This is a genomic window from Aurantiacibacter hainanensis, from assembly GCF_036321025.1.
GTDB lineage: Bacteria > Pseudomonadota > Alphaproteobacteria > Sphingomonadales > Sphingomonadaceae > Alteraurantiacibacter > Alteraurantiacibacter hainanensis.
This window is the reverse complement of record NZ_JAZAPB010000001.1, coordinates 508,343-533,483: the sequence shown is the minus strand read 5'-3', so window position 1 is coordinate 533,483 and position 25,141 is coordinate 508,343. Positions and strand designations below refer to the sequence as shown.

Annotated in this window: 25 protein-coding genes; 19 read left to right on the top strand and 6 right to left on the bottom strand. The window is 64.3% G+C overall.

The window, feature by feature from the left end; all coding sequences use genetic code 11:
• The first annotated feature begins 32 nt into the window (after positions 1-32).
• The 7 genes from rimP to rbfA all read left to right on the top strand — a co-directional run bounded on the left by rimP (position 33) and on the right by rbfA (position 6,975).
• Entirely contained in the window at positions 33-593 is a 561-nt protein-coding gene (rimP, locus tag AAA989_RS02585; protein WP_338240966.1) for a ribosome maturation protein RimP, read from the top strand.
• Positions 593-2,260, top strand: coding sequence for a transcription termination factor NusA (nusA, locus tag AAA989_RS02580; RefSeq protein WP_338240965.1), 1,668 nt, complete (start codon positions 593-595; stop codon positions 2,258-2,260). Before rimP ends, nusA begins: the two co-directional genes overlap by 1 nt.
• Positions 2,241-2,930 (top strand): DUF448 domain-containing protein, encoded by a 690-nt coding sequence (locus AAA989_RS02575; protein ID WP_338240964.1) that lies wholly within the window; start codon positions 2,241-2,243, stop codon positions 2,928-2,930. The genes nusA and AAA989_RS02575 overlap by 20 nt, the downstream gene beginning before the upstream one ends.
• A gap of 72 nt (positions 2,931-3,002) precedes the next feature.
• Complete coding sequence (gene infB, locus AAA989_RS02570; RefSeq protein ID WP_338240963.1) at positions 3,003-5,540, top strand: translation initiation factor IF-2; 2,538 nt, start codon at positions 3,003-3,005, stop codon at positions 5,538-5,540.
• Between the two features lie 96 nt (positions 5,541-5,636).
• Positions 5,637-6,050, top strand: coding sequence for a PaaI family thioesterase (locus AAA989_RS02565; protein ID WP_338240962.1), 414 nt, complete (start codon positions 5,637-5,639; stop codon positions 6,048-6,050).
• Entirely contained in the window at positions 6,026-6,580 is a 555-nt protein-coding gene (locus AAA989_RS02560; RefSeq protein ID WP_338240960.1) for a DUF1697 domain-containing protein, read from the top strand. The genes AAA989_RS02565 and AAA989_RS02560 overlap by 25 nt, the downstream gene beginning before the upstream one ends.
• Positions 6,580-6,975 carry a 30S ribosome-binding factor RbfA gene (gene rbfA / locus AAA989_RS02555; RefSeq protein WP_338240959.1) on the top strand — a complete coding sequence of 132 codons (396 nt, stop codon included), beginning with the start codon at positions 6,580-6,582 and terminating at the stop codon, positions 6,973-6,975. Before AAA989_RS02560 ends, rbfA begins: the two co-directional genes overlap by 1 nt.
• On the opposite strand, the gene AAA989_RS02550 is transcribed toward rbfA, so the two are convergent.
• The 3 genes from AAA989_RS02550 to AAA989_RS02540 are packed head-to-tail and all read right to left on the bottom strand — an operon-like array spanning position 6,972 to position 10,691.
• Entirely contained in the window at positions 6,972-7,463 is a 492-nt protein-coding gene (locus AAA989_RS02550) for a flavodoxin family protein (RefSeq protein ID WP_338240957.1), read from the bottom strand. The genes rbfA and AAA989_RS02550 overlap by 4 nt on opposite strands.
• A complete protein-coding gene (locus AAA989_RS02545; protein WP_338240955.1) occupies positions 7,460-9,055 on the bottom strand; it encodes an AbgT family transporter in 1,596 nt (531 codons plus the stop codon). The genes AAA989_RS02550 and AAA989_RS02545 overlap by 4 nt, the downstream gene beginning before the upstream one ends.
• Before the next feature lie 25 nt (positions 9,056-9,080).
• On the bottom strand, positions 9,081-10,691 hold the full coding sequence (locus tag AAA989_RS02540) for an AbgT family transporter (protein ID WP_338240953.1): 1,611 nt from the start codon (positions 10,689-10,691) through the stop codon (positions 9,081-9,083).
• 111 nt (positions 10,692-10,802) lie between these two features.
• On the opposite strand from AAA989_RS02540, the gene AAA989_RS02535 reads away from it, so the two are divergent.
• The 6 genes from AAA989_RS02535 to AAA989_RS02510 all read left to right on the top strand — a co-directional run bounded on the left by AAA989_RS02535 (position 10,803) and on the right by AAA989_RS02510 (position 17,172).
• Positions 10,803-11,522: a site-2 protease family protein gene (locus AAA989_RS02535; protein WP_338240952.1), complete on the top strand. Its 720-nt coding sequence runs from the start codon at positions 10,803-10,805 to the stop codon at positions 11,520-11,522.
• A gap of 22 nt (positions 11,523-11,544) precedes the next feature.
• Positions 11,545-12,492, top strand: coding sequence for a tRNA pseudouridine(55) synthase TruB (gene truB, locus AAA989_RS02530; RefSeq protein WP_338240951.1), 948 nt, complete (start codon positions 11,545-11,547; stop codon positions 12,490-12,492).
• Positions 12,493-12,517: 25 nt separating this feature from the next.
• Positions 12,518-12,787 (top strand): 30S ribosomal protein S15, encoded by a 270-nt coding sequence (rpsO, locus tag AAA989_RS02525; RefSeq protein ID WP_338240950.1) that lies wholly within the window; start codon positions 12,518-12,520, stop codon positions 12,785-12,787.
• A gap of 206 nt (positions 12,788-12,993) precedes the next feature.
• A complete protein-coding gene (gene pnp / locus AAA989_RS02520) occupies positions 12,994-15,306 on the top strand; it encodes a polyribonucleotide nucleotidyltransferase (protein WP_338240949.1) in 2,313 nt (770 codons plus the stop codon).
• A 74-nt stretch (positions 15,307-15,380) separates the two neighbouring features.
• Complete coding sequence (locus AAA989_RS02515; protein ID WP_338240947.1) at positions 15,381-16,064, top strand: spermine/spermidine synthase domain-containing protein; 684 nt, start codon at positions 15,381-15,383, stop codon at positions 16,062-16,064.
• 43 nt (positions 16,065-16,107) lie between these two features.
• Positions 16,108-17,172, top strand: coding sequence for a class I SAM-dependent methyltransferase (locus AAA989_RS02510; protein WP_338240945.1), 1,065 nt, complete (start codon positions 16,108-16,110; stop codon positions 17,170-17,172).
• A gap of 18 nt (positions 17,173-17,190) precedes the next feature.
• On the opposite strand, the gene AAA989_RS02505 is transcribed toward AAA989_RS02510, so the two are convergent.
• On the bottom strand, positions 17,191-17,709 hold the full coding sequence (locus tag AAA989_RS02505; protein ID WP_338240943.1) for a DUF1993 family protein: 519 nt from the start codon (positions 17,707-17,709) through the stop codon (positions 17,191-17,193).
• A 176-nt stretch (positions 17,710-17,885) separates the two neighbouring features.
• Here AAA989_RS02505 and AAA989_RS02500 point away from each other — a divergent pair, with 176 nt between their 5' ends.
• From AAA989_RS02500 to AAA989_RS02480, 5 genes are all read left to right on the top strand, one after another.
• Positions 17,886-18,836, top strand: coding sequence for an SDR family oxidoreductase (locus AAA989_RS02500; RefSeq protein WP_338240942.1), 951 nt, complete (start codon positions 17,886-17,888; stop codon positions 18,834-18,836).
• Positions 18,836-20,188: an MFS transporter gene (locus tag AAA989_RS02495; RefSeq protein ID WP_338240941.1), complete on the top strand. Its 1,353-nt coding sequence runs from the start codon at positions 18,836-18,838 to the stop codon at positions 20,186-20,188. Before AAA989_RS02500 ends, AAA989_RS02495 begins: the two co-directional genes overlap by 1 nt.
• A 278-nt stretch (positions 20,189-20,466) precedes the next feature.
• The gene (locus AAA989_RS02490; protein ID WP_338240940.1) at positions 20,467-20,988 is read left to right on the top strand and encodes a class I SAM-dependent methyltransferase; all 522 of its coding nucleotides are present in this window, start codon (positions 20,467-20,469) and stop codon (positions 20,986-20,988) included.
• A gap of 149 nt (positions 20,989-21,137) precedes the next feature.
• Positions 21,138-22,283, top strand: a complete 1,146-nt coding sequence (locus AAA989_RS02485) for a DUF885 family protein (protein ID WP_338240938.1) — start codon at positions 21,138-21,140, stop codon at positions 22,281-22,283.
• The gene (locus AAA989_RS02480; protein ID WP_338240937.1) at positions 22,265-22,924 is read left to right on the top strand and encodes a DUF885 family protein; all 660 of its coding nucleotides are present in this window, start codon (positions 22,265-22,267) and stop codon (positions 22,922-22,924) included. Before AAA989_RS02485 ends, AAA989_RS02480 begins: the two co-directional genes overlap by 19 nt.
• Before the next feature lie 96 nt (positions 22,925-23,020).
• On the opposite strand, the gene AAA989_RS02475 is transcribed toward AAA989_RS02480, so the two are convergent.
• Positions 23,021-23,707 carry a GcrA family cell cycle regulator gene (locus tag AAA989_RS02475; RefSeq protein WP_338240936.1) on the bottom strand — a complete coding sequence of 229 codons (687 nt, stop codon included), beginning with the start codon at positions 23,705-23,707 and terminating at the stop codon, positions 23,021-23,023.
• Positions 23,708-23,793: 86 nt separating this feature from the next.
• Between AAA989_RS02475 and AAA989_RS02470 the strand changes: the two genes are divergently transcribed.
• On the top strand, positions 23,794-24,702 hold the full coding sequence (locus tag AAA989_RS02470) for an ABC transporter permease (protein WP_338240935.1): 909 nt from the start codon (positions 23,794-23,796) through the stop codon (positions 24,700-24,702).
• A gap of 15 nt (positions 24,703-24,717) precedes the next feature.
• Here the strand turns inward: AAA989_RS02470 and hspQ are convergent, their stop codons facing one another.
• Positions 24,718-25,098: a heat shock protein HspQ gene (gene hspQ / locus AAA989_RS02465; RefSeq protein ID WP_338240932.1), complete on the bottom strand. Its 381-nt coding sequence runs from the start codon at positions 25,096-25,098 to the stop codon at positions 24,718-24,720.
• Positions 25,099-25,141 lie beyond the last annotated feature (43 nt).

Sequence of the window (25,141 nt, the reverse complement as noted above, 5' to 3'; positions counted from 1 at the left end):
TCCGCCATGTCGCCAGTTTTTTGGAGACCCGCTTGGTCGATATCGCGCGCCTGACACAAGTCATCGAACCCGAGGCCCAGGCCCTGGGTTTCGAACTCGTGCGCGTGAAGATGACCGGCTCGGGTGAAGAGCGAACGCTGCAGATCATGGCAGAGGATCCCGAGACGGGTCAGCTGGTGGTTGAGCAGTGCATGGATCTCTCGCGCCGAATTTCCGACCGCATCGATGCGGTCGAGGAAGGCGGCGAGGAACTGGTGCAGGGCGCCTATCACCTGGAAGTGAGCAGCCCCGGCATCGACCGTCCGCTGACCCGGCCAAAGGACTTTGCCGACTGGGCCGGCCACGAGGCCAAGATCGCCCTGGCAGAGAAAGTCGGCGGGCATCGTCATCTGACCGGCGAACTGCTCGGCATCGATGGAGGCACCGTCGCCATCGAGGACCGGAAGAGCGGCCGCGTCGAAGTGCCGCTGGACCAAATTCACTCGGCGCAGCTGATCCTGACGGACAAGCTGATTGCCGCAACAAGGCCGCTCGACATGTCGGGCGTCGAAGATATCGAAGAACTCGAACAGGAAGAAGAGGCTCAAGACTGATGGCCAGTCCCATTTCCGCCAACAAGGCCGAACTGCTTGCGATCGCCAACTCCGTCGCATCGGAGAAGATGATCGACAAGACCATCGTGATCGAAGCGATGGAAGAGGCCATCCAGAAAGCCGCGCGTGCGCGCTTCGGCCAGGAAAACGACATCCGGGCCAAGCTGGACCCGCAGACCGGCGACCTGCGCCTGTGGCGCGTGGTCGAGGTGGTCGAAGAGGTCGAGGACTATTTCAAGCAGGTCGACCTCGAGCAGGCGCAGAAGCTTGAGCCGGGCGCGAGCGTGGGCGACTTCATCGTCGATCCGCTGCCCGCGATGGACGATCTGGGCCGCATCGACGCGCAGAGCGCCAAGCAGGTGATCTTCCAGAAAGTCCGCGATGCCGAGCGTGAGCGTCAGTACGAGGAATTCAAGGACCGCGCCGGCGAGGTCATCACCGGTGTCATCAAGTCGGTCGAATTCGGCCACGTGATCGTGAACCTGGGCCGCGCCGAGGGCGTGATCCGCCGCGACCAGCAGATCCCCCGCGAAGCCGCCCGCGTTGGCGAGCGCGTGCGCGCGCTGATCAGCAAGGTGGAGCGCAACAATCGCGGTCCGCAGATCTTCCTGTCCCGCGCGCATCCCGATTTCATGCGCAAGCTGTTCGCGCAGGAAGTGCCCGAAATCTACGACGGCATCATCGAGATCAAGGCCGCCGCCCGCGATCCGGGCAGCCGCGCCAAGATCGGCGTGATCTCGCACGACAGCAGCATCGACCCGGTCGGCGCGTGCGTCGGCATGAAGGGCAGCCGCGTGCAGGCCGTCGTGCAGGAACTGCAGGGCGAGAAGATCGACATCATTCCCTGGAGCGATGACACCGCCACCTTCGTCGTGAACGCCCTTCAGCCCGCCACCGTTTCGCGCGTGGTGCTGGACGAGGACGAGAGCCGCATCGAGGTGGTCGTGCCCGACGACCAGCTTTCGCTGGCCATCGGCCGCCGCGGCCAGAACGTGCGTCTCGCCAGCCAGCTGACCGACAGCCAGATCGACATCATGACCGAGGAAGAAGCCTCGGAGAAGCGCAGCAAGGAATTCGCCGCACGCTCCAAGATGTTCGAGGAAGAGCTGGACGTCGACGAGACCCTCTCGCAGCTGCTGGTTGCCGAAGGCTTCGCCGAGCTGGAGGAAGTGGCCTACGTGCAGCTCGACGAGCTCGCCACGATCGAGGGCTTCGACGAGGAACTGGCCGAAGAGCTTCAGTCCCGCGCGCAGGAAGCGCTGGAGCGGCAGGAAGCCGCCCACCGCGAAACGCGCCGCGAACTGGGCGTGGAAGACGCACTGGCCGAACTCCCGCACCTGCGTGAGGAAATGCTGGTGGTGCTGGGCAAGGCCGGCATCAAGACGCTCGACGATCTTGCCGATCTCGCCACCGACGAACTGATCGCGAAGAAGCGCGAAGCGCCGCGTCGCCGCAACAACAGCCCCGACGGCCCGCCGGCACGGCGTCCGCAGCGGGAGCAGGACAAGGGCGGCGTACTGGGTGCGTTCGGCCTGACCGAAGAGCAGGGCAACGAGATCATTATGGCCGCCCGCGCGCACTGGTTCGAGGACGAGGAAGAGGCAGCGCCTGCTGCCGAACCCGAGACCCAAGCAGAGGAGGCCGCCGATGCGGAATCCTCGCAATGACACATTAGGTTCGCCTAAAACCGACTCCGGCGTTTGCCCCGAAACGGGGAGCGAACGTCGCTGCGTGCTGACCGGCAGGACGGCCCCGCGCGACCATCTCGTGCGCCTGGCCGTTTCTCCGGACGGCGACGTGCTGCCCGATGCACTTGCCAAGGCACCGGGGCGGGGCGCGTGGATCGGAGTTTCGAAGGCCGAACTCGAGGAAGCGATGGAGTCCGGTCGCCTGAAGGGTGCGCTTGCCCGCGCCTTCAAGACCGGCGACCTCGGCATCCCCGAGGACTTGCCTAGACGCCTGGAGGCGGCGCTGAAAAAGGCCGTGCTGGAACGGCTGGGTCTCGAAATGCGCAGCGGACGTCTTATCTTGGGGTCCGATCGCATCGCAAACGAGGCGCGGATGGGGACGGTAGCCGCCCTCTACCACGCGTCGGACGCGAAAGAGGACGGGTGTCGCAAGCTGGACCAGGCATGGCGGGTCGGCCTCGATGAAGAAGGTTCGGGCCGCGCAGGTGAACGCCTGCCACTGGACCGCGAGGCCCTGTCTGTGGCATTGGGCCGCGAAAATGTCGTCCACCTGGCGCTTGCCGATGCCAAATCGGCACTGCGGTTATCCATTCCGCTAGGGCGTCTGCAGACCTTTCTGGGGGCCGTACCAGCGGCTGCTGACACGTAACTCGCCGGGTGGCGGACAGGCTTCCCGGGCGGGAAGCGTGATTGATTGAATTTGAAGGACTGAAACGAGCACATGAGCGAAGAGAACGAAACCCCGAAGCGCACCCGCAAACCGCTTGGCCTCAAGCGAGCGGTGGATGCCGGGGAAGTCAAGCAGACCTTCAGCCACGGCCGCACCAACAAGGTGGCGGTGGAAGTGAAGCGTCGTCGCAAGCTCGTGAAGCCGGGTGAAGAGCCCGCGCCGACGCCTGCACCTGCGCCCGAACCCGCGCCCGAACCCTCGGCGAAGAAGCCTGAGCCGAAGAAGCCTGCGCCCAGGAAGCCTGCGGCCGATAGCGAGACGCCGCAGGAAAAGGTCGCGCGTCTCCAGCGCGAGGCCGAGGAAGAGCGGCTGCGCCTGGCCGAAGAAGCGCGCAAGCGCGAGGACAAGCAGGCGAAGGAAGCTGCTGCCGACGAGAAGAAGCGCGTCGCAGAGAAGAAGAAGTCCGAGGAAGAGGCCGAAAAGCAGCGCAAGGCCGAGGAAGAAGCTGCCGCCAAGGCCGCAGCCGAAGCACCTGCCGAAGAGGAAGCGCCCGCACCCGCGCCCGAAGAGGGCGGCGACAAGCAGCCCGCCGCGCGCAAGTTCACTCCCGTTGCGCGTCCCGAGCCAAAGCGCCCGGAACGCAAGAAAGAGGAAAAGAAGAGCGTCGGCCGCGTGGAACGCGGTGGCGGCGCTAGCGAGAAGCGTCGCTCCGGCAAGCTGACCGTCAACAAGGCGCTGAACGAGGACGAGGGCCGTCGCGCCCGCAGCCTTGCCGCGCTGAAGCGCGCCCGTGAAAAGGAACGCCGCGCACAGGGCGGTGGCTCCAGCCAGCCGCGCGAGAAGCAGGTTCGCGACGTGGTGGTGCCGGAAGTCATCACCGTTGCCGAACTGGCCAAGCGCATGGGCGAGAAGGGCGCCGACCTGGTGAAGGAACTCTTCAACCTCGACATGATGGTGACCGTCAACCAGACGATCGACCAGGATACCGCGGAACTGCTGGTCGAACAGTTCGGCCACAACATCCAGAAGGTGTCGGAAGCCGACGTCGACATCTCCACCGACGAAGACGTCGATCCGGAAGAGACGCTGCAGCCGCGTCCGCCGGTCGTGGCCGTCATGGGTCACGTCGATCACGGCAAGACCAGCCTGCTGGACGCCTTGCGCAAGACCAATGTCACGCGCGGGGAAGCGGGCGGCATCACCCAGCACATCGGTGCCTACCAGGTGACGACGAAGGACAAGTCGAAGATCACCTTCCTCGATACGCCGGGCCACGCCGCCTTCAGCGAGATGCGCGCGCGTGGTGCCAACGTCACCGATATCGTGGTGCTGGTGGTGGCCGCCGACGACGGCATCATGCCGCAGACGATCGAGGCCATCAATCACGCCAAGGCGGCGAACGTGCCGCTGATCGTGGCGATCAACAAGATCGACAAGCCGGAAGCCGATCCGAAGAAGATCCGCAACCGCCTGCTCGAACACGAGGTCATCGTGGAAGAGATGAGCGGCGACGTGCAGGACGTCGAAGTCTCCGCCAAGGACGGCACGGGCCTCGACGAACTGATCGAGAAGATCGGTCTCCAGGCCGAACTGATGGAGCTGAAGGCTCGCCCTGACCGCGATGCCGAGGCGACCGTGGTCGAAGCGCAGCTGGACAAGGGCCGCGGCCCCGTGGCCACCGTGCTGATTACCCGCGGCACCCTGAAGCGTGGCGACACCTTCGTGGTCGGCACCCAGAGCGGCAAGGTCCGCGCGCTGATCGATGACCAGGGCAAGCAGGTCAAGGAAGCCGGTCCCTCGGTTCCGGTGGAAGTGCTGGGCCTGTCCGGTGTTCCCTCGGCCGGCGACAAGCTGACCGTGGTGGAGAACGAGCAGCGCGCCCGCGAGGTGTCCGAGTACCGCAAGGAAAAGGAAACCGAGAAGCGCACGGCTCTCGCCCCCACCAGCTTCGATACGATGTTCAACAAGACCAACGTCATCGAATGGCCGGTGGTTGTGAAGGCCGACGTCCAGGGTTCTGTGGAAGCGATCAACACCGCGCTGCACAACCTGTCGAACGACGACATCAAGGTGCGCGTGCTTCATGCTGGCGTGGGTGCCATCACCGAGACCGATGTCTCGCTGGCGGCCGCTTCCAACGCTCCGATCATCGGTTTCAACGTGCGCCCCAATGCCAAGGCGCGCGAACTGGTGAAGCGCGACGGCGTGCGCATGATGTATCACGACGTGATCTATCACCTGACCGACGAGATCACGAAGGAACTGCTTGGCGAGCTTGGCCCGCTGAAGGTGGAAAACGTGGTCGGCCGCGCCGAGGTCAAGCAGGTGTTCCCTGCCGGCAAGCGCGACAAGGCCGCCGGTCTGCTGGTGGTGGAAGGCGTCATCCGCAAGGGACTGCACGCCCGTCTCACCCGCGACGACGTCATCGTGTCGGCAACGGTCATCCAGTCGCTGCGCCGCTTCAAGGACGACGTGGACGAAGTCCGCGCCGGTCTGGAATGCGGTGTCGTGCTGGAGAACACCAACGACATCCAGCCGGGCGACCAGCTTGAGGTGTTCGAAGTGAACGAGGAAGAGCGGACCCTCTAGTGGACACCTTCGCAATGATCTTCGGCCTGGCGATGCTGGCGGGCCTTTTCATCGTGACCGTTCCCTATCTCGCGGGAGTAACCGGCAAGGGCGACGATGACGGAAATTAACTCGCTGCCCAGCTGGCCCTCGGCCAAGCTGATGGGCGCGGAATACCTCTCTTATGACGAAGACGCCCGGAGCGTGGAGATGGCCTTCACCCTGCCGGACGAGTTCGCCGCCATGCGCGGCACGGCCCAGGGCGGGCTCCTGGCCGGGCCGATCGACGAGGCGTTCGGCGCGGTGGTGTTCATGGCCACAGGCGGCAAGCTGCAACTGTCGCTCGACATCACCATGTCGTTCCTGCGGCCCGTCCCGATGGAACGGATCACGGTGAAGGCGCGCGCGGTGAAGGCGGGCAGGCGGGTGGCTTTCCTGGAGGGCGAGCTGTTCGACCACGAGGGAAATCTCTGCGTGCGCGCCACGGCCACATCGATGGTGACCGAATGGCCGGGCGCGAAGACCGGCTGATGCGCAAGGTCGCGCTGCTGGGATCGATCAACGTCGGCGGCAATCGGGTGAAGATGGCCGACCTGCGCTCCGCATTCGAGAGCGCGGGATTTGCCGATGTCGCTACCGTCACGGCCAGCGGGAACGTGCTGTTCGACGATCATGGTTCCGGCGACGCGGAGGAGCGGATCGCGGCGCTGCTGGTGGACGAATTCGGCATCGAAAGCTTCGCCGCCGTGCGTTCGTCGGCGGAGCTGGCGAAGGCGCTGGAGGAAAATCCGTTTACCGGGAGCGGCGCCGACAACCTCGTTCACACGATGTTTCTCGAAGGCCAGCCGGACGCAGAAGCCTTCGCGCAGCTGCAGGCCGATCACCAGGGGCGCGGGCGGGAGAAACTTGCGCCGGGCACCTGTGCCCTCCACATCGATTACGTCGATGGGGCAGGCAGTTCCAAGCTGACCAAGAACTTCATCGAGCGCCGCCTCGGCTGCCGGGGCACGGCTCGCAACATTCATTCGATTCGCCGGATCATGGAGGCAATGGAAAAGTAATGGCCCGCCATTCGCAACCCGAAGACCAGTCCGTCCGCCTGCTCAAGGTGGGCGAGCGCGTGAGGCATATCCTCTCCGAACTGCTCGCCCGCGGCGAAGCGCACGACGAGACCCTGCGCGCGCACAACATCTCCGTCACCGAAGTGCGCATGTCGCCCGACCTGCGCAACGCCAAGATCTACGTTAAGCCCCTGCTGGGCGAGGACGAGGAGGTCGTCATCAAGGCGCTGCGGACCAACACCGCCTTCTTCCAGCGCGAAGTGGCTCAGCGTCTCGGCCTGAAATACGCGCCCAGGCTGCAATTCCGCGCCGACGAAAGCTTCGACGAGGCCAGCCGGATCGAGCAGCTGCTGGACGATCCCAAGGTGCGGCGCGACCTCGACGAGGACGACTAGAAGACCCCCATCTCCAGCCCTGCGGCAAGGGTGGCGCCCAGTTCGCGCGCCTTTTCCAGATCGTCCTCGCCGATCGACTTCTCGGCCAGGATTTCCTCCTTCGTCTGCGCGCCGACATTGATGATCGGCGTGTCGGCCACGCGTTTCAGCCGCCAGCCCTGGCAGATCCGTTCCAGTTGCCGCTTCGCGTTCTCGCCGTCCGAGCCCGCGCAGATTATCGCGGCATAGGGGCGCCCCTCGATCCTGCCGAGCACCTCGTAATAGGTCCGGTCGAAGAAGGCCTTCATCACGCCCGCGATGGCGGCCAGGTTTTCGGGACAGGCGAAGATGTAGCCATCGACGGAGAGCAGGTCGTCGGCCTCGGCGTCCTTCGCCTCGAGCAGGCGGACTTCTACCTCGCCAGCCTCTCGCGCGGCTTCGTGAGCCGCCTCGGCAAGCTGACGGCTCCCACCGGTGCGCGAATACCAGATGATGGCCAGGCGCGTCATTGGCCAGCTGGCTCGAGGAACACGCCCACCCCTGGCCCAAGCGGGAGGTCGAACACGACCCAGCCGATGGTGATGGCGATGCCTGCGAGGCCGATCCCGACGAGGTAGGGCATCATCATCGCGGTAAGGCTGCCGAGGCCGAAGCTGGGCACCCAGCGCTGCGCGAACACTAGCATCAGCGGGAAATAGACCATCAGCGGGGTGACGATATTCGTGGCACTGTCACCTACGCGGTAGGCTGCTGTCGCCATTTCCGGCGAGATTCCCAGCAGCATCAGCATCGGCACGAAGACCGGCGCCAGCACCGCCCACTTGGCGCTGGCAGAGCCGATCAGCAGGTTCAGCAATCCGCCGAATATCAGCACGGCCACCAGCATCGCGCATGCGGGCATTCCGGAAGATCGCAGCACGTCCGCCCCGTTCACCGCCAGCACCAGGCCCATGTTCGACCAGGCGAACATGGCCACGAAATGCGCGGCGGCGAAGGTGAGGACGAGGTAGTAGGCCATGTCCTTCATGGCGCCGGACATCATCTCCACCAGCTTGCGGTGATCGGGAATGGTGCCCGCCGCCCGGCCGTAGATCCAGCCCGGCACCAGGAACACCAGCAGGAAGAACGGCAGCAGGCTGCGGTAGAACGGTGTCAGCCGCCCCTCGGGCGGGGCAGTGTCGTCGATCAGCGGGGGATTGGGGCCCAGTGTCAGGAATGCCCACAGCGCGACCAGCGCCAGCACGGCCAGCCCGGCGAGGCGCAGGCCGCGCTTCTGGTCCTTCGTGACCTCTTCTTCCGGCTCGTCCTTCACCGGCGCTTCGGGCGGGGCCTTGTAGGTGCCGAACTTGGGCTCGATGATCCGGTCGGTGACGTACCAGATCACCGGCAGGTAGGCGATCGTCAGTGCCGCGATGAAATACCAGTTGCCCGCGATGTTTGCGGTGTAGTCGCCGAACACGGTCTGCACCGCTGCCTCCGTTATGCCCAGCAGCAGCGCGTCCAGCTGACCCGGCAGCAGGTTGGCCGAAAAGCCGCCCGAAACGCCCGCGAAACTGGCGGCTATGCCCACCAGCGGATGGCGTCCGGCAGCATGGTAGATGATCGCGGCGAGCGGGATCATCACCACGAAGGCGGCATCGGCGGCGTGGTTGCCCAGCATGGAGACGAGCGCCACCGCTGGAGTCATCCAGAAGCGCGGCACATTGGCCAGGCTGGCGCGCATTGCGGTGGAGAACAGTCCGGATCGCTCGGCTACGCCAGCGCCCAGCATCACCGTGAGAACGTAGCCCAGCGGCGGGAAGTGGGTGAAGGTTTCGTGCACCTGGGTCAGCAGCAGCCGCAGGTTCTCGCGATTGAGCAGGCTCTCGACGGCCACGATCCGCGGCGCGCCGGTTTCCGGATCGATGTCGACCGGGTGGGCCGCCGACCAGCCCGCCAGCGAACCCGCGACCGAAATGCCGATCAGGGCGAGGATGAACCAGACGAACAGGAAGACCGGATCCGGCAGCCGGTTGCCGGTGCGTTCTACCCAGCCGAGGAAGCCGGTCTGCGTGCCCGTTGCCGTGGCAGTGCTGTCCGTACCTGGTCCCGTGCTGGCCAATTCGTCCCCCCTGAAGCGTCGCGTCCTATGGCGCCGTGGCAGGGCCGGTCGGATCGATGGCCGTGGGCACCACCTGGAAAACCTGCGCCCCCGGTCCAAGCGGAATATCGAAGAACACCCAGGCGATTGTCATCAGGACGCCGATGATCATCAGGCCGATGGAGTAGGGCAGCATGGTTGCCGCCAGCGATCCCAGGCCGAAATCCTTCTGCCAGCGCTGGCAGAAGATCAGGATCAACGGGAAATAGACCATAAGCGGGGTGATGATGTTGGTGGCGCTGTCGCCCACGCGGTAGGCGGCCGTTGCCATCTCTGGCGTGATGCCCAGCAGCATCAGCATCGGCACCAGCACCGGCGCCAGCAGCGCCCACTTGGCGCTGGCGGAACCGACGAACAGGTTCAGCACGCCGGCGACGATCACGATCGCGCCCAGCAGCGCCCAGGCCGGAAGGCCCAGCCCGCCGAGGAAATCCGCGCCGTTCACCGCCAGGATCAGGCCGAGGTTCGACCAGGCGAACATCGCCACGAAGTGGGCGGCGGCAAAGGCCAGGACCAGGTAATAGGCCATGTCTTCCATCGACCCGGCCATCATCTTCACAAGACCGCGGTGATCGTCGATCACGCCCGCGCCCTTGCCGTAGGCCCAGCCCGCCAGCAGGAACAGCAGGAAGAAGCCTGCCACCAGGCTCTGGTAGAACGGCGTCCACTGCGCCTCGGGGCTGGCGGTTTCGTCGATCAGCGGCGTGCCGGGGCCAAAGGCGAAGAATACCCACAGGGCGCACACGGCCAGCACGGCGAGGCCGGCCCACTTCAGGCCCCGCTTTTCGGGCGTGGTGAGCGGGCGGTCCTGCTCCTCATCGTCGGCGGGGCGACCGGCCATGTCCGGGTTCCACTTGCCCAGCCGCGGCTCGATCATGCGGTCGGTGACGAACCAGATGACCGGCAGGAACACGAAAGTCATGGCGGCGATGAAGTACCAGTTGCCCGCGATGTTCGCGGTCCAGTCGCCGAAGACGGTCTCCACGCTCGCCTCGGTAATGCCGAACAGCAGCGCGTCGAGCTGGCCCGGCACGAGATTGGCGGAAAAGCCGCCCGAAACGCCCGCGAATGCGGCGGCGATGCCCGCCACCGGGTGGCGACCCGCGGCGTGGAAGATGATGCCTGCCAGAGGAATCAGCACGACATAGGCGGCGTCGGCGGCAAGGTTGCCCAGCATGCCCACCAGCACGACGATGGGGGTGAGCAGGCTGACCGGCGCATTGCGAACGCCCGCACGCATCGCCGTGCCGAACAGGCCCGACCGTTCGGCCACGCCCGCGCCCAGCATCACCACCAGAACGTAGCCCAGCGGATGGAAGTGGGTGAAGGTCTCCGGCATCTCCACCCAGAGCCGCTGGATGTTCTCCGCGCTCAGCAGGCTGACCGCCTCGATCACGCGGTTGGTGCCGGTGTCGGGGTCGATCTCCACCGGGTGTGCGGCGGAGAGGCCGGAAAGGCTGGCAATTACCGAAATGCCGATGAGGATGGCGATCAGCCAGAAGAACAGGAAAACCGGGTCTGGCAGGCGATTGCCGGTACGCTCAACCCAGCCGAGAAAACCCTTCTGCGTCGTTGTGGCGGCGCTGCTGTCGCTCATCGAAAACTCCGATCAAGTGATTGCGTCTGATACTTCGTGCGGCATCCTGGCGTTCATGACAAGCGTCGCGGGGCTTTACCCCCGGTGAATGGCTCCCCATCTACACCCGGCATGAGTGACACCCTTATCCTGGCGGCGATCCTGATCCCGTGCCTGATCGTGGCCATCGTCTTTCACGAAGTGGCCCACGGCTGGACTGCCCTGGCGCTGGGCGATCCCACGGCGAAGGAAAAGCGCCGCCTTTCCCTCAATCCCATCCGCCATGTAGATCCGGTCGGTACGCTGCTGGTTCCTGGCGCCCTGGCGGTGTTCGGAGGGCCGGTGTTCGGCTGGGCAAAGCCGGTTCCGGTGCGTTTCGACCGGCTGGACAACCCCCGTTTCGGCATGATGGCGGTGGCGGCGGCTGGGCCGGCCATGAACATCGTGCTGGCACTGCTGGGGGCTGTCGTCCTGGGCCTCGTCTATCCGGAAGGCGCAAGAATGGCCGTCGGCGATACGGGCATGATGCTGATCGAGAATTCAGACGGGCTGCTCGCTCCGATTGCCAGCGGCATGTTCTATTTCATCCTCATCAACATCTTCCTGGCGCTCTTCAACCTCCTGCCCATTCCGCCATTCGACGGGTCGCACATCGTCGGCGGACTGCTGCCCCGGCGCTGGGCGGGCCAGTGGCAAAAGTTGCAGGCGCTCGGCATGGTGTTCTTCGTCATGCTGATCGCCATCACCTGGGCCTTTCCCGACAGCGGTGTGATCGAGAACACGGTCGGTCCGCCCGTTGATTGGGCGATGGGGCAGTATTTGGCGATTGCCAACTGGATCGCCGGTGGCTGAATCCTCGCCAAACGGTTGGCTTGTGCTCGACAAGCCGCGCGGCCTGGGCTCGACACAGGCGGTGGGCGCGGTGAAGCGGAACCTTCGTGAAGGGGGCTATCCCAAGACCAAGGTGGGCCACGGCGGCACGCTGGACCCGCTGGCCGAGGGCGTACTGCCGATCGCGCTGGGCGAGGCGACAAAGCTGTCGGGCCGCATGCTCGACAGCGACAAGACCTACGAATTCACCATCCAGTTCGGCGAGGAGACCGATACGCTGGATACAGAAGGCGAAGTGGTCGAACGCTCCGACCGGCGTCCGCCTCTGGCCGCGATCGCCGCCATCTGCGAACACTTTGTCGGCGAAATCGAGCAGGTGCCGCCGAAGTACTCGGCCCTGAAAGTGGATGGCAAGCGCGCCTACGATCTGGCGCGCCGTGGAGAGGACGTGGAACTGGAGACGCGGCGTGTCACCATCCATTCCCTGGAATTCCTGGGGCCGGACCTGTCGCATGAAGGCGTTTCGCCGTTCGATACGACGCTGGGCCGTCCCGATCCCTACGATCCGCAAAGGCCGCTAGAACTGGCCGATACCATCACGCTGGTCGCGCGGGTCAGCAAGGGCACCTACATCCGATCCCTTGCACGCGATATCGCCCATGCCCTTGGCACCGTGGGTCATGTGACCTATCTACGTCGCACGAAGGCCGGGCCTTTCAGTGAAGATCAGGCGATTTCGCTGGACAAGCTGAACGAAATCGGTAAGGGCGCGCCACTTCAAGACCACCTCCTGCCGCTGGAGGCGGGGCTGGACGGTATCCCGGCCCTCGCTCTCGATCCGGATAGTGCGCAGGCGGCCCGACAGGGCCGGGTCGTTTCCGGATTGCCCCAACCCGACGGGCTCTACTTTGCGAAACTGGGCGATGTCCCGGTGGCTCTGGTGGAACTCGAAGGTGGCGCGATGAAGGTCGTGCGGGGGTTCAACCTTTGAAAGATACTGCGAAAGGTATGAATACATGTCGGTTACCGCCGAAAAGAAGACCGAAGTCATCAAGGACAACGCCGTCGCCAAGGGCGACACCGGTTCGCCGGAAGTCCAGGTCGCCATCCTGACCGAGCGCATCCGCAACCTGACCGAGCACTTCAAGGACCACCACAAGGACAACCATTCCCGTCGTGGCCTGCTGAAGATGGTCAACAAGCGTCGCAGCCTGCTGGCCTATCTCAAGAAGAAGGATCTGGAGCGTTACAATGCCCTGATCCAGAAGCTGGGTCTTCGCAAATAAGAGTTTCTCGAAGGGGCGGCTCCAAGAGCCGCCCCTTCGTCTATCTGCAAGCCGTCACATTCGGCATGCAATGCAAAACGGCATCCTTCGCAATTCGGTGAAGGGGCCTAGGGGCGCACAAGGCCCCACACCGGACCGGGACGGTTCACCCGGAAATTGTAGGCCCCGCGCGGCAATGTGGCCGGGCGGGTTCAGAAGGAAAATCAATGTTCGACACGAAAACCGTATCGCTGGAGTGGGGCGGAAAGACCCTCACTCTGGAAACCGGCCGTATTGCCCGTCAGGCCGACGGCGCCGTTCTGGCCACCTATGGCGAAACCGTGGTGCTGTGCGCCGTGACCGCCGCCCGCAGTGTGAAGGAAGGGCAGGACTTCTTCCCCCTTACCGTCCACTACCAGGAAAAATTCTCCGCCGCGGGCCGTATCCCGGGCGGCTTCTTCAAGCGCGAAGGTCGCGCGACCGAGAAGGAAACGCTGACCTCCCGCCTGATCGACCGCCCCGTGCGGCCGCTGTTCCCGGAAGGTTTCTACAACGAGATCAACGTTATCGCGCAGGTCCTGTCCTATGACGGCGAGACCGAACCCGATATCGTCGCGATGATCGCCGCCTCTGCCGCGCTGACCATTTCCGGCGTGCCCTTCATGGGCCCGATCGGTGCCGCGCGCGTCGGCTTCCGCAATGGCGAATACGAACTGAACCCGTCGCTGGACAAGGCGCTGGACGAAGAGGGTCGCCTCGACCTGGTCGTCGCCGGCACGCAGGACGCGGTGATGATGGTCGAATCCGAAGCCAAGGAGCTGACCGAGGAAGAAATGCTCGGCGCCGTCATGTTCGCGCACGAGGAAAGCCGCAAGGTCATCGGTGCGATCATCGAACTGGCCGAGAAGGCTGCGAAGGATCCGTGGGAACTTCAGCCGGTCGAAGACAAGTCGGCCACGCTGGAGGAACTGCGCGGCATCATCGGCCCGGACCTCGAAGCCGCCTACAAGATCACCGACAAGGGTGACCGCCAGGATGCGGTGAGTGCGGCGCGCGAGAAGGCCCGCAATCACTACGAGAGCCTGGATCACGACGATCCGGCCGAATATCTCGGCAAGCTCAAGCTGGTGAAGAAGCTGGAGAGCGACATCGTGCGCAAGGCCATCCTCAAGGACGGCCAGCGTATCGATGGCCGCAAGACCGACGAGGTTCGCCCGATCGAGGCGATGGTCGGCCTGCTGCCCCGCACGCACGGTTCGGCGCTGTTCACGCGCGGTGAGACGCAGGCGATCTGCACCACCACGCTGGGCACCAAGGATGCCGAGCAGATGATCGACGGGCTGGAAGGCCTTTCGTACAACCACTTCATGCTGCACTACAACTTCCCGCCGTATTCGGTGGGCGAGGTTGGCCGCTTCGGCTTCACCAGCCGCCGCGAGACCGGCCACGGCAAGCTGGCATGGCGCGCGCTGCACCCGGTGCTGCCGAGCCATGAGGATTTCCCCTACACCATCCGCATCCTGTCCGACATCACCGAGTCCAACGGCTCGAGCTCGATGGCGACGGTGTGCGGCGGCTGTCTGGCCATGATGGATGCCGGTGTTCCCGTCGCGCGTCCCGTCTCGGGCATCGCCATGGGCCTGATCCTTGAAGGCGACGATTTCACCGTGCTGTCCGACATCCTGGGTGACGAAGATCACCTGGGCGACATGGACTTCAAGGTGGCCGGTTCCGAAAAGGGCATCACCAGCCTGCAGATGGACATCAAGGTTGCCGGCATCACCAGGGAAATCATGCAGACCGCGCTGGAGCAGGCGAAGGCCGGTCGTACGCACATCCTCGGCAAGATGACCGAGGCGCTGGGCTCTGCCCGCGGCGAGGTTTCCAAGCACGCTCCGCGTATCGAGACGATGCAGATCGACAAGGCGAAGATCCGCGACGTCATCGGCACGGGCGGCAAAGTGATCCGCGAGATCGTGGCCGAAACCGGTGCCAAGGTCGACATCGACGACGAGGGCGTGATCAAGATCAGCTCCTCCAACGCCGACGAGATCGAGGCCGCACGCAAGTGGATCGAAGGCATCGTCGAAGAGGCGGAAGTCGGCAAGATCTACACCGGCAAGGTCGTCAACATCGTCGACTTCGGTGCATTCGTGAACTTCATGGGCGGCAAGGACGGTCTCGTCCACGTGTCCGAAATGAAGAACGAGCGTGTCGAGAAGCCGACCGACGTCGTGTCCGAAGGACAGGAAGTTAAGGTCAAGGTCCTCGAGATCGACAATCGCGGCAAGGTCCGCCTGTCGATGCGCGTGGTCGACCAGGAAACCGGCGAAGAGCTGGAAGATACCCGTCCCCCGCGTGAAAAGCGCGAAGGCGGCGGCGGCGACCGTGGTGGCCGTGGCGGCGGTGATCGTCGTGGCCCGCGTGGCGGCGGTCGCGATCGTGGCGGTCGCGGCGGCGAGCGTGGCGGTCGTGGCAAGGGTGGCGACAATGACGGCGGCAGCGCCGATCACATGCCGGCCTTCCTCAAGGACGACTAATCCTGTTCGATTGGCTAGAACGGAAGGGCCGCGAGCAACTCGCGGCCCTTTCTTTTTGACTGGAGTGGATTGCCATGTTGCCACGCGAGGAAATCGCCACCGCGCAGATACCCGGCGGAGACAAGCTCACGCTGGTCAGCCACGGCCGCGATTTCATCATCATGCTGGGCCGCGACGAGCTGATGGGCACGCGCATGCAGTTCAGCGAGGAACAGCTGGCGCGCCTGACGCTGGACCGACTGGACGTGCAAAAACCGCGCGTGCTGATCGGCGGCTATGGCATGGGCTTCACCTACCGTGCCGCCTTGGATGCCCTCCCGGCAGGCGAGGGCGAGGTTGTCGTGGCCGAAGTGGTGCCCCAGATCATCGACTGGGCAAAAGGCCCGCTGGCGGAACTGACCGGTGACACCCTCGACGATCCGCGTGGCGAAGTCGTGATCGCCGATGTCGCCGCGCTGGTGGACGACGCGGGGGACGGCACCACGGCGAAATACGACGCAATCCTGCTGGATGTCGACAACGGTCCCGACGGCATCGTGCGCGAGGGGAACGAACGGCTCTATACCCGCACCGGCATTGCCCGCCTGCGCGATGCCCTGAACCCCGGCGGCGTGCTGGCCATATGGTCCGCCGCGCCGGATCACAAGTTCACCCGCCGCCTGAAGGACGGGCGGCTGGATGTAACGGTGGAAAGCGTGCGTGCCCGGCCCAACAACAAGGGGCCACGGCACACGATCTGGTTCGCCCGCCGTTCCTAGCCTATCATCACCCTCGGAGTCGCGAGTCTGAAGGAGAGGACGGATGAGCGAAGAACAGATCGACATGGCCAAGGTCGAGGAGATGGCCGGCAAGATCGTGGGCGACGTGGCAGGTGCCGTAAGCCTGTTCATGGCCTACATGGGTGACCAGGCCGGCATATTCGACGCGATGGATGGCGAAGGCCCGATGACCTGCAGCCAGCTGGCCGACAAGACCGGGATGAACCCCAAGTACCTGCACGAATGGCTCGGTTCCGTCTCGGCGGCGGGTTACGTGGATTTCGATCCAGAGAGCGAGACATTCGAATTGCCGCCGGAAAAGGCCCTGGTGATGGCAAGGGAAGGCCAGCCCGCCTGCATGCAGGGTTTCATCCAGGCCATCGTCGCGCAGTTCGAGACCCACGAAAAGGCTGTGCAGACGTTCAAGTCGGGTGAGGGCCGGGACTGGAGCGACCATTCGCCGTGCCTTTTCTGCTCGACCGACCGGTTCTTCCGCCCTGGCTATCAGGCGCACCTGATCGACGAGTGGCTGCCCGCGCTGGAGGGCGTCACGGACAAGCTGGAAGCGGGTGCAAAGGTGGTCGACATCGGCTGCGGCTACGGCTCGTCCACCGTGCTTATGGCGCAGCGCTATCCCAATTCCACGTTCGTCGGCATCGATTTTCACGAGCCCTCGATCGACAAGGCACGCCAGCAGGCGGCAGAGGCGGGCTTGAAGAACGTCAGCTTCGAGGTGGCGCGCGCGCAGGACTATCTGGGCGAGGGATACGATTTCGCCTGCATCTTCGACGCCCTGCACGACATGGGCGACCCGGTGGGCGCGGCGCGCCATATCCGCGAGACTTTGAAGGAGGACGGCACCTTCATGCTGGTGGAGCCGATGGCGGGCGACAGCATGGCGGAAAACATGCATCCGCTGGGCCAGATATTCTACGGCTTCAGCACGGTGGCCTGCACGCCCGCGTCGCTGGCGCAGGAGGTAGGCCGCGGGCTTGGCGCGCAGGCAGGGCAGAAGCAGCTGACCGAAGTCTGCCGGGAAGCTGGCTTCGGAAAGGTTCGCCGGGCGGCGGAGACGCCCACGAACATGGTGCTGGAGGTTACCGGCTGAGCGGGCCGGAACGCGGCGCTACTCGCGCGCCGCGCGCACCTGGCCCATGTAGTCCATCTTGCCTACCTTGACGCCGATGTGCCGCAGGATGGCGTAGGCGGTCGTTGTGTGGAAGAAGAAGTTCGGCTGCGAAAAGCTGAGCAGGAAGTTCTCCGCGGTAAAGGGAATGTCCACGTTGTTCGGCTCGTAGACGAAGCGGACTTCCTGCCCGATGAAGCTCTCGATCTCGCCCATGGAGAGCGCGCGCAGCGTGTTCTCTGCCGCGCCGAGGTTGAGGCGCATCTTTTCTAGTTCGGTGGTCGGGTCTTCGAGATCAGGCGACATCGTTCCCTTGCGCACTGCCTCGATCGCGCCGGTGGAATGGGCCAGCATCCAGTGCACCTGCTTGGCGAAGGGGGCCATGTCGTCGGTCAGCCTGGCACCGGCCACTTCCTCCTCCGATAATTCGCTGTCCTTCGCCTTTTCGATCCATCCCTGTGCCGCGTTAAGCATCTGGATCATGGTGGGAATAGTCGCCTCGTAAAGGGAGAAGGACATCGTTTTCGTGCTCCTGCAACGGCATGCGAAGCTGCGCGCCGTATTGATTTCATCTGCTGCCACCTTGCCCCGTTTTATTCAAGCTGCCGACCCGTCAGGCAATTTGGCCCGTTCAGCTTTGTGCGTGACATTCGCATGGCGGCTGGCATTGTGGGACCGGAGAGGGAGAGCATCCGATGCAGCAACTGGAAGGGCGCGTGGGCTTCATCACCGGAGGGGCCAGCGGCATCGGCCTCGGCATGGCCAAGGCGTTCTTGGCAGAGGGCATGAAGGTAAGCCTGGCCGACTGGAACGAGGACCATATCGCCAAGGCGAAAGGCGAACTGGCGGGCAACAACGCCGTTCACTTCGTGAAGACGAATGTCGCCGATCGCGAAAACCTGCGCGCGGCGGTCAATGAGACGCTGGACCATTTCGGCAAGATCCACGTGCTCTGCAATAACGCCGGGGTGAACGGAGGTGGCACTGCCGCCAGCCCCGATTTCGAGGACTGGGACCGCGCGCTGTCGGTAAACCTGGGCGGCGTGATAAACGGTACGAAGATCGTGGTGCCGATCATCAGGGCGCAGGGCGAGGGCGGTCACGTGGTCAATACCAGCTCCATGGCAGGGGTCGTGCCGCTGCCGGGTCTTGCCGCCTATTCCACCGCCAAATACGCCGTGAGAGGTTTTTCGGAGAGCCTGCGCATCCAGCTGGCGGAAAAGGGCATCGGCGTGTCCTGTCTGTTCCCCGGCGCCACCCGTACTGCGCTGGTGCCCACGCCCGAGGACGATCCCACGCTGGACGAGAAAAACGCGCCGCAGTTCCTGAAGGACCTGTGGGACGCGATGCGCGGGGCCATCGATCCTCTGGATACCGGCCGCGCCGTGGTGGAGGCGATCCGCGAGAACCGCTTCTACATCTTCACCAACCGCGAATTCCTCGAAGAAGTGAAGGAACGCCACCGCGAGATCGAGGACGCTTTTCCCGACGACGAACCCACGCCCGGCCGGGTGAAGTTCGAGACGACGCGGCGCGAGATGGTGAAACGCCTGATGGCTCCGGGCAACCGGCCCGTTCCCGCGCAGGAAGCAGAGGACATGGCGCTCGACCTGGGATCGAAGAGCCCGCAGGAGAATTCCCGATAATGGCAAGCAATCCGAAGACCACGTTCGGCGACGCGCTGAACGCGCAGCCGGTGAAGCCGATCCAGTGGGCCATCGTGGCCGTGTGCATGCTGGTGCTGGTGTGTGACGGCATAGACCTGCAATTGCTGGGCGTCGTCGCGCCCAAGGTGATGGAGGCCTTCGACGTCTCCCGCTCCACCTTCGGCATTGCCATGATGGCCGCGCTGATCGGCTTCGGCCTTGGCGGCTGGGGCGGCGGATGGCTTGGCGATGCCATCGGACGACGCTGGACCCTGGTGATCGCCGCGCTCGTGTTCTCGCTGGGAACCATGGCGGCCGCCACCTCGGATGGCGTCTGGGCGATGGCCTTCTGGCGCATGTTTGCCGGCCTCGGCTTTGGCGGAGCCTATGCCAACGCTCTCGCCATGGCGGGGGAATGGCTGCCCGATCGCTGGCGTCCGGTCACGGTCAGCACGCTGGCGGTGGGCACGCCCATTGGCGGAACAATAGTCGGCTGGATCGGCCCTGACCTGGAAGCCGCCTACGGCTGGGAAGGGACTTTCCTGATCTTCGGCCTCGCTACCTTGCTGGTCGTCTTCGTGATCTGGGCGGTCCTGCGCGACAGCCCGTCTTTCCTGCTGGCACGGGGACGCGCCGAGCAGGCACAGGAAAACGCGCGACTGGTGCTGGACGACGATGTGGTGCTGGAGCGGGACCGGCACGAGACGGACGTGGCGGATGGGCCGGACATCGGCGTTCTTCACCGCAGCAACCTGCGCCTGAACCTTGGCATCGGCATCGCCTTTGCCGCATCTACACTGGTCGCCTACGGCATCCTCAGCTGGGGCACGACTTTCCTGACGGCGGAGGATTTTACCCTGAACCAGGCGGGAGAGGCCGTGGCGCTGGCGGGCATCAGTTCCATGATCGGATCGATCCTGGTGGGCATCGTCATGCGCCGCTTCGGATCGAAGATCGTCATGGCACTGCTCTCCGCAATCATGGTCGTTTGGATGCTCGCCATCGGCTGGACCATCGAAGACCTGCCGGCGACGCTGGACGATGGGACGCGCGCCTATGTTACCTGGCTGGTGGGCCTCTCGGGCTTTGCCTTCAGCGCCAGCATTGCGGGTATGTACGTGATGATGACGCACGGCTATCCGCCCAGCTGCCGTTCGGGCGGCATCGGTTTCGGCATTTTCATGAGCCGTGTGGGCGCTGTTTCCGCCACGGGACTGGGCGGCTGGCTGCTGGACCTTGGCGGAGAGGGCGTATGGCCCTTCTTCGGCACCCTGGCCGCGGCGGCGGTGCTGGTCTCGGCGGCAGCCTTCGTCGTGGACAGGCATGTGCCGCCCCTGGGGAAGACGGGATAGCGCGGGTGTCTTGGAAACGGTTGTGCGTTATGGCCGGAAACCCCTATGGATTGGGCCGTTGTTGAGAAAAGCGCCACAGTCGCCATGTATGTCTGCCGGAACGGCGCAACGATCCCGGCGAATGCCGGACAATCATTCTTCCCGAGAAATCAAGGAGTCGCAGCCACGTGAATGGAAATGAAAGGGCCCTTTCGAGGGATGGAGGAAGACGCTCGGCAGGAAAGCGGTTCTCCAGCCCGTTTGGCGTTTTCCTTCGCGGGTTTATCGAAAATCCCGGAATGGTGGCCTCGGTCATCCCGTCTTCGCGCGTCACGATCGATGCCATGCTGGAACGGGTCGATTGGGAGCGATGCAAACTGTTCGTGGAATACGGCCCTGGCGTCGGCACGTTCTGTCCCGAAATCCTAGATCGTCTGCCTCCCAGTGGCGAACTGCTGGTGATCGACACCAATCCCCGCTTCATCGAGTACCTGCGCGATACCATCGACGACAGCCGCTTTCACGCCGTGCTCGGCTCTGCGGAGGACGTGGAGAAATACGTGCACAAGATCGGCCACGAGAAGGCCGACTACGTGCTCTCCGGCCTGCCGTTTTCCTCTCTGCCCGACACGGTGGGCAGGAGCATCGTGGAGGCGACACGCCGGGTGATCCGCGGCGGAGGTGCCTTCCTGACCTACCAGTTCCGTCCGGCTGCCAAGGAACTGACGGAAGAATACTTCGACGAAGTGGAAACCGGCTTCGTCTGGCGCAACATCCCGCCGTGCCTGCTGGTCTGGGGCTGGAAGTCAGAGGAGGGCTGAGCCCTCCCACTTCTCCAGCCCGCCCGGGTCGGGGCCGCTAGATATCCTCTCGATCCCGATGCAGTTGCCGAAAGGCCTTCCGGGCGATCGCGAGCTTGCAAAACCTTCCTGATGCGCGCACCGGATCTGACATCAGAACGGAGACCTACATGAAGACTTTTGCCGCAGCCATCGCGCTTGCAACTGCATCTGCCGTCGCCTTCCCAGCCGCCCCCCTGCACGCGCAGGAGGTAGCGCAAGCACCGGCGACACCCGCATGGGTCGAAACGAGCAATGCCTACACCGAGCGGGTCATTGAGATGCAGGCGGAGTTCTTCCCCATCAACGCTTCGTCCTCGGGCTATGAGCAATATGACGGCCTTGTCACCGACATGTCGCTCGATCGGGACGAACGCTACATCGCGGCGGCCCGTGCCCTGATCGCCGATTTCGAAGCTGCGAGGGAAACCGAGACGAACCCGCTTGTCCGGCAGGACCTGCAGATCTTGATCGATTCACTGCAGCAGGACATCGAAGGGATCGAGCTCGGCAACAGCCTGACGCTGGAGTTCGCGCAGGTTCCGCAAAGCATGTTCGGCGCCATCGGGCAGCTCCTGTCCGACCAGACCGCCGAAAACCGCCGTCCGAAGGCGCTCGAACTTCTGCAGCGCTATACGGGAACGTGGCCCGATACCGAGCCGATGACCGAACTGGCGAAGAGGCGTTTCGAGGCCAGCCGAGGTGAAGGCAAGGTCGGGCCGTACCGGGTGCAGGTGGAGGAATCCGTCAGGAACATTCCGACCTTCGTCGCAGGTATCCGCGAACTGTTCGAAAGATACGAGATCGCGGGCGCCGACGAGGCTCTCGATGCGATGGAGGCGCAGCTTACCGAGTACGGAGAGTGGACGCAGGAAACCGTGCTTCCGCTAAGCCGCGACACCGCGCGTCTTCCCGAGGAAATCTACGCCCTCAATCTGGAGCAGGTGGGTATCGACCAGGATCCGCGCGCACTGATGAGCGAAGCGCGCCGCGGCTTCTATGAGCTGCGCGCGCAGATGGAAGCGCTGGCTCCGCAGATCGCCGAGAAGTACGGCTGGGAAGAAACCGACATGGCCTCGGTCATGGCCGGTCTGAAGCAGATGACCGTGCCGAATGACGAGATCGAGGATTTCTACCGCGACGTGAACCGCCAGCTGGAAGCGGAAATCCGTCGCAACGACATCGTTTCTCTGCCGGATACCGAACTGCAGATGCGCGTTGCCTCGCAGGCCGGAGCGCTGTGTAGCCCGCGCCGCACATGCGCCCGCCGCGCCTGATCGGCAACACCGGAGAACAGGGCACCTTCGTGCTGACCGTCGGCAACCCCACGGCGGGTCCGGAAGATCGCTACGACGATTTCAATTTCCCGGCCGCCAGCTGGACGTTGAGCGCCCACGAAGCGCGCCCCGGCCACGAGATGCAATTCGCCGCGCTGGTGGAGCAGGGCGTCAGCCTTGCCCGCATGCTCTACGCCTTCAACAGCGTGAACGTGGAGGGCTGGGCGCTCTATGCGGAGGCCGAGATGCTGCCGCACGAGCCGATCGAGGGGCAATTCATCGCGCTGCAGTTCCGCCTGCTGCGCGCGGCCCGCGCCTTCCTCGATCCCGCCCTCAATCTCGGCCTGATGACCCGCGACGAGGCCGAACGCGTGCTGCGCGAGGATGCACTGTTCTCGCCCGGCATGACGAAGCAGGAGCTTGACCGCTACGAGTTCCGCATGCCCGGCCAGGCGGGATCGTACTACTACGGCTATCGCAAGCTGATCGACCTACGCATCGAGACCGAACTGGCGCTGGGCGAGCGGTTCGACGAAATGGCCTTCAACGATTTCCTGCTGAGCCAGGGTATCATCCCCCTCGACCTGATTGCCCAGGCGGTGCGCGAGGAATTCATTCCCGCGCAGCTGGGTCAGCGGTAAGCCGCTTCGGAAGACAGGCGGCGAAAGTCGCCAAAACAGAAAAGGCCCGCCGCCCGGATTTGGATGGCGGGCCTTTCTGTATCCGGCTGTAAGCCGTCAGCGAACGCGCGGTCCGCCGAAGGGCAGCGGGGGCGGGGGACGGCGAGCACCGCGCGGCAGCTGCGCCTGGTAGGCCCGGCCGCAGTGTTGCACGCAGTAGGGGAAGCCGGGATTCACCTTCTCGCCGCAGAAGTGGAAGTCGGGTTCGCCGGGGTGGCCCATCGGCCAGCGACAGACCCGGTCGTTCAGGTCCAGAAGGCTGGTCTTGTCTGCGATCGAGGGATCGGGCTTGGCCGGAACCAGGCGGCGGGGCGGCGCGGGCGGGATGGGTGGCTGTTGGTCGCCCGGACCCTGCCGCAGGAAGCCGCCGGGGCCGTATGAAACGATCTTGGGCAAGTCCTCGCGCTTGTCGGGCAGCGGCTGGCTCTCGTTGCCGGAAGAAGCCTGCACGGGCGCGGGATCGGCCTTCGGAGCCTCCTCTTCCCTGGCCTTCTTTACCGGAGCGGGCTTGGCCTTGGGTGCCTTTGCCGCTGCGGGCTTGGCAGCCGGCTCCTTCTTCTTGGCAACCTTCTTCTTCTCGTTCGCCTTCACGGGGCTGGGCCGCGCCTTCAGGCCAAGGCGGTGCGCCTTGCCGATCACCGCGTTGCGCGACACGCCGCCCAGTTCGGTGGCGATTTCGCTCGCGGTCGATCCGCCTTCCCACATCTTGGTGAGGGTGGCGATGCGTTCTTCGGTCCAACTCATGAAAAGGCAATTCCGTTCGTTTGTCGAGGCGCCGAGCGCCCCATGTTTTCTTGCCAGCCCGGCCATTGGGAGATAGTCGCGCCCCCATGGCCGATCAAGCACCCGCGACAGCTTCCGAAACCGGACTCACCGATGGGGGGCACGAGTTTCTCGATACCGGCAGCAATGCCGGTCGAAAATTCCCGCCCAAGGGAGAGCCGCAGATCGTCGGGATAAACCGGATCGGGCTGTGGAGCCTCTATATTAAGGAGATCCGCCGCTTTCTCAAGGTGCAGACGCAGACCGTCTGGGCTCCGGCCGTCACCACGCTGCTTTTTCTCGTCATCTTCACCGTGGCTCTCGGCCGCTCGGGACGGGAGATCATGGGCGTGAACTTCGGCACCTTCGTGGCGCCGGGCCTGATCATGATGGGCATGATGCAGAATGCCTTTGCCAATTCCAGCTTCAGCCTGCTGTCGGGCAAGCTGCAGGGCACCATCATCGACCTGCTGATGCCGCCCCTGTCGGAAGCGGAACTGATGATCGGCATCGTGATGGCCGCCATTACCCGCGCGGTGATGGTGGGCGGCGCAGTGGCGCTGGCCATGGTGCTCTATCCCGATGTCGACCTTTCCGTGGCGCATCCCTGGGCGGTGATCTGGTTCGGCCTGATGGGCGCCACGATGCTGGCGATCTTCGGCCTGCTGGCCAGCATCTGGGCGGAAAAGTTCGATCACAACGCGGCGATCACCAACTTCGTCGTCGCTCCGCTCAGCCTGTTGTCGGGCACGTTCTACGTGATCTCCAACCTCTCGCCGTTCTTCCAGGCGATCAGCATGGCGAACCCGTTCTTCTACATGATATCGGGCTTCCGCTACGGCTTCCTGGGCGTCAGCGATATCGGCAACGACAATGCCCACGTACTGGGTGCAGCCGTGGGCGTCGGTGTGCTGAACCTGGTGCTGGGCTTCATCACCTACCGCGTGTTGAAAAGCGGCTGGAAGATCAAGAGCTAGGCGATCGCCCGGCGTCTAGTGCGTCAGGCTGCGGCGGAGGCGATAGCGACCGGCGCAGAATTCCTCGAACAGCTGGTTCACCTGCGGATGGTCGATGGGTTCGCCCTCCGTGTCGATCAGCAGGTTCTGCTGGCTGACATAGGCGACGTAGGAACTTTCCTCGTTCTCGGCCAGCAGGTGATAGAACGGCTGGTTGCGATCGGGGCGCTGCTCGGCCGGGATCTGTTCGTACCATTCCTCGGAATTGGCGTAGACCGGATCGATATCGAAGATGACGCCGCGGAAGTCGAACTTGCGGTGTTTGACGATGTCCCCGATGGCGAAGCGGGCGCGCGAACGGCGGGGCGCATCGATGCGACGACCGGCCTGGGACGAGTAGAATTCCGAGCGATCCATGCCACCTGATATATGTCTATCGACCCCCTTCACAAGCGTTGTG

What these genes read in the sequence shown, in the direction of transcription:
- nusA (WP_338240965.1), top strand. Translation starts at nt 593, where the DNA reads ATGGCCAGTCCCATTTCCGCCAACAAGGCCGAACTGCTTGCGATCGCC.
- AAA989_RS02575 (WP_338240964.1), top strand. Translation starts at nt 2,241, where the DNA reads ATGCGGAATCCTCGCAATGACACATTAGGTTCGCCTAAAACCGACTCC.
- infB (WP_338240963.1), top strand. Translation starts at nt 3,003, where the DNA reads ATGAGCGAAGAGAACGAAACCCCGAAGCGCACCCGCAAACCGCTTGGC.
- AAA989_RS02565 (WP_338240962.1), top strand. Translation starts at nt 5,637, where the DNA reads ATGACGGAAATTAACTCGCTGCCCAGCTGGCCCTCGGCCAAGCTGATG.
- AAA989_RS02560 (WP_338240960.1), top strand. Translation starts at nt 6,026, where the DNA reads ATGGCCGGGCGCGAAGACCGGCTGATGCGCAAGGTCGCGCTGCTGGGA.
- rbfA (WP_338240959.1), top strand. Translation starts at nt 6,580, where the DNA reads ATGGCCCGCCATTCGCAACCCGAAGACCAGTCCGTCCGCCTGCTCAAG.
- AAA989_RS02550 (WP_338240957.1), bottom strand. Translation starts at nt 7,463, where the DNA reads ATGACGCGCCTGGCCATCATCTGGTATTCGCGCACCGGTGGGAGCCGT.
- AAA989_RS02540 (WP_338240953.1), bottom strand. Translation starts at nt 10,691, where the DNA reads ATGAGCGACAGCAGCGCCGCCACAACGACGCAGAAGGGTTTTCTCGGC.
- AAA989_RS02535 (WP_338240952.1), top strand. Translation starts at nt 10,803, where the DNA reads ATGAGTGACACCCTTATCCTGGCGGCGATCCTGATCCCGTGCCTGATC.
- rpsO (WP_338240950.1), top strand. Translation starts at nt 12,518, where the DNA reads ATGTCGGTTACCGCCGAAAAGAAGACCGAAGTCATCAAGGACAACGCC.
- pnp (WP_338240949.1), top strand. Translation starts at nt 12,994, where the DNA reads ATGTTCGACACGAAAACCGTATCGCTGGAGTGGGGCGGAAAGACCCTC.
- AAA989_RS02515 (WP_338240947.1), top strand. Translation starts at nt 15,381, where the DNA reads ATGTTGCCACGCGAGGAAATCGCCACCGCGCAGATACCCGGCGGAGAC.
- AAA989_RS02510 (WP_338240945.1), top strand. Translation starts at nt 16,108, where the DNA reads ATGAGCGAAGAACAGATCGACATGGCCAAGGTCGAGGAGATGGCCGGC.
- AAA989_RS02505 (WP_338240943.1), bottom strand. Translation starts at nt 17,709, where the DNA reads ATGTCCTTCTCCCTTTACGAGGCGACTATTCCCACCATGATCCAGATG.
- AAA989_RS02500 (WP_338240942.1), top strand. Translation starts at nt 17,886, where the DNA reads ATGCAGCAACTGGAAGGGCGCGTGGGCTTCATCACCGGAGGGGCCAGC.
- AAA989_RS02495 (WP_338240941.1), top strand. Translation starts at nt 18,836, where the DNA reads ATGGCAAGCAATCCGAAGACCACGTTCGGCGACGCGCTGAACGCGCAG.
- AAA989_RS02490 (WP_338240940.1), top strand. Translation starts at nt 20,467, where the DNA reads ATGGTGGCCTCGGTCATCCCGTCTTCGCGCGTCACGATCGATGCCATG.
- AAA989_RS02485 (WP_338240938.1), top strand. Translation starts at nt 21,138, where the DNA reads ATGAAGACTTTTGCCGCAGCCATCGCGCTTGCAACTGCATCTGCCGTC.
- AAA989_RS02480 (WP_338240937.1), top strand. Translation starts at nt 22,265, where the DNA reads ATGCGCCCGCCGCGCCTGATCGGCAACACCGGAGAACAGGGCACCTTC.
- AAA989_RS02475 (WP_338240936.1), bottom strand. Translation starts at nt 23,707, where the DNA reads ATGAGTTGGACCGAAGAACGCATCGCCACCCTCACCAAGATGTGGGAA.
- AAA989_RS02470 (WP_338240935.1), top strand. Translation starts at nt 23,794, where the DNA reads ATGGCCGATCAAGCACCCGCGACAGCTTCCGAAACCGGACTCACCGAT.
- hspQ (WP_338240932.1), bottom strand. Translation starts at nt 25,098, where the DNA reads ATGGATCGCTCGGAATTCTACTCGTCCCAGGCCGGTCGTCGCATCGAT.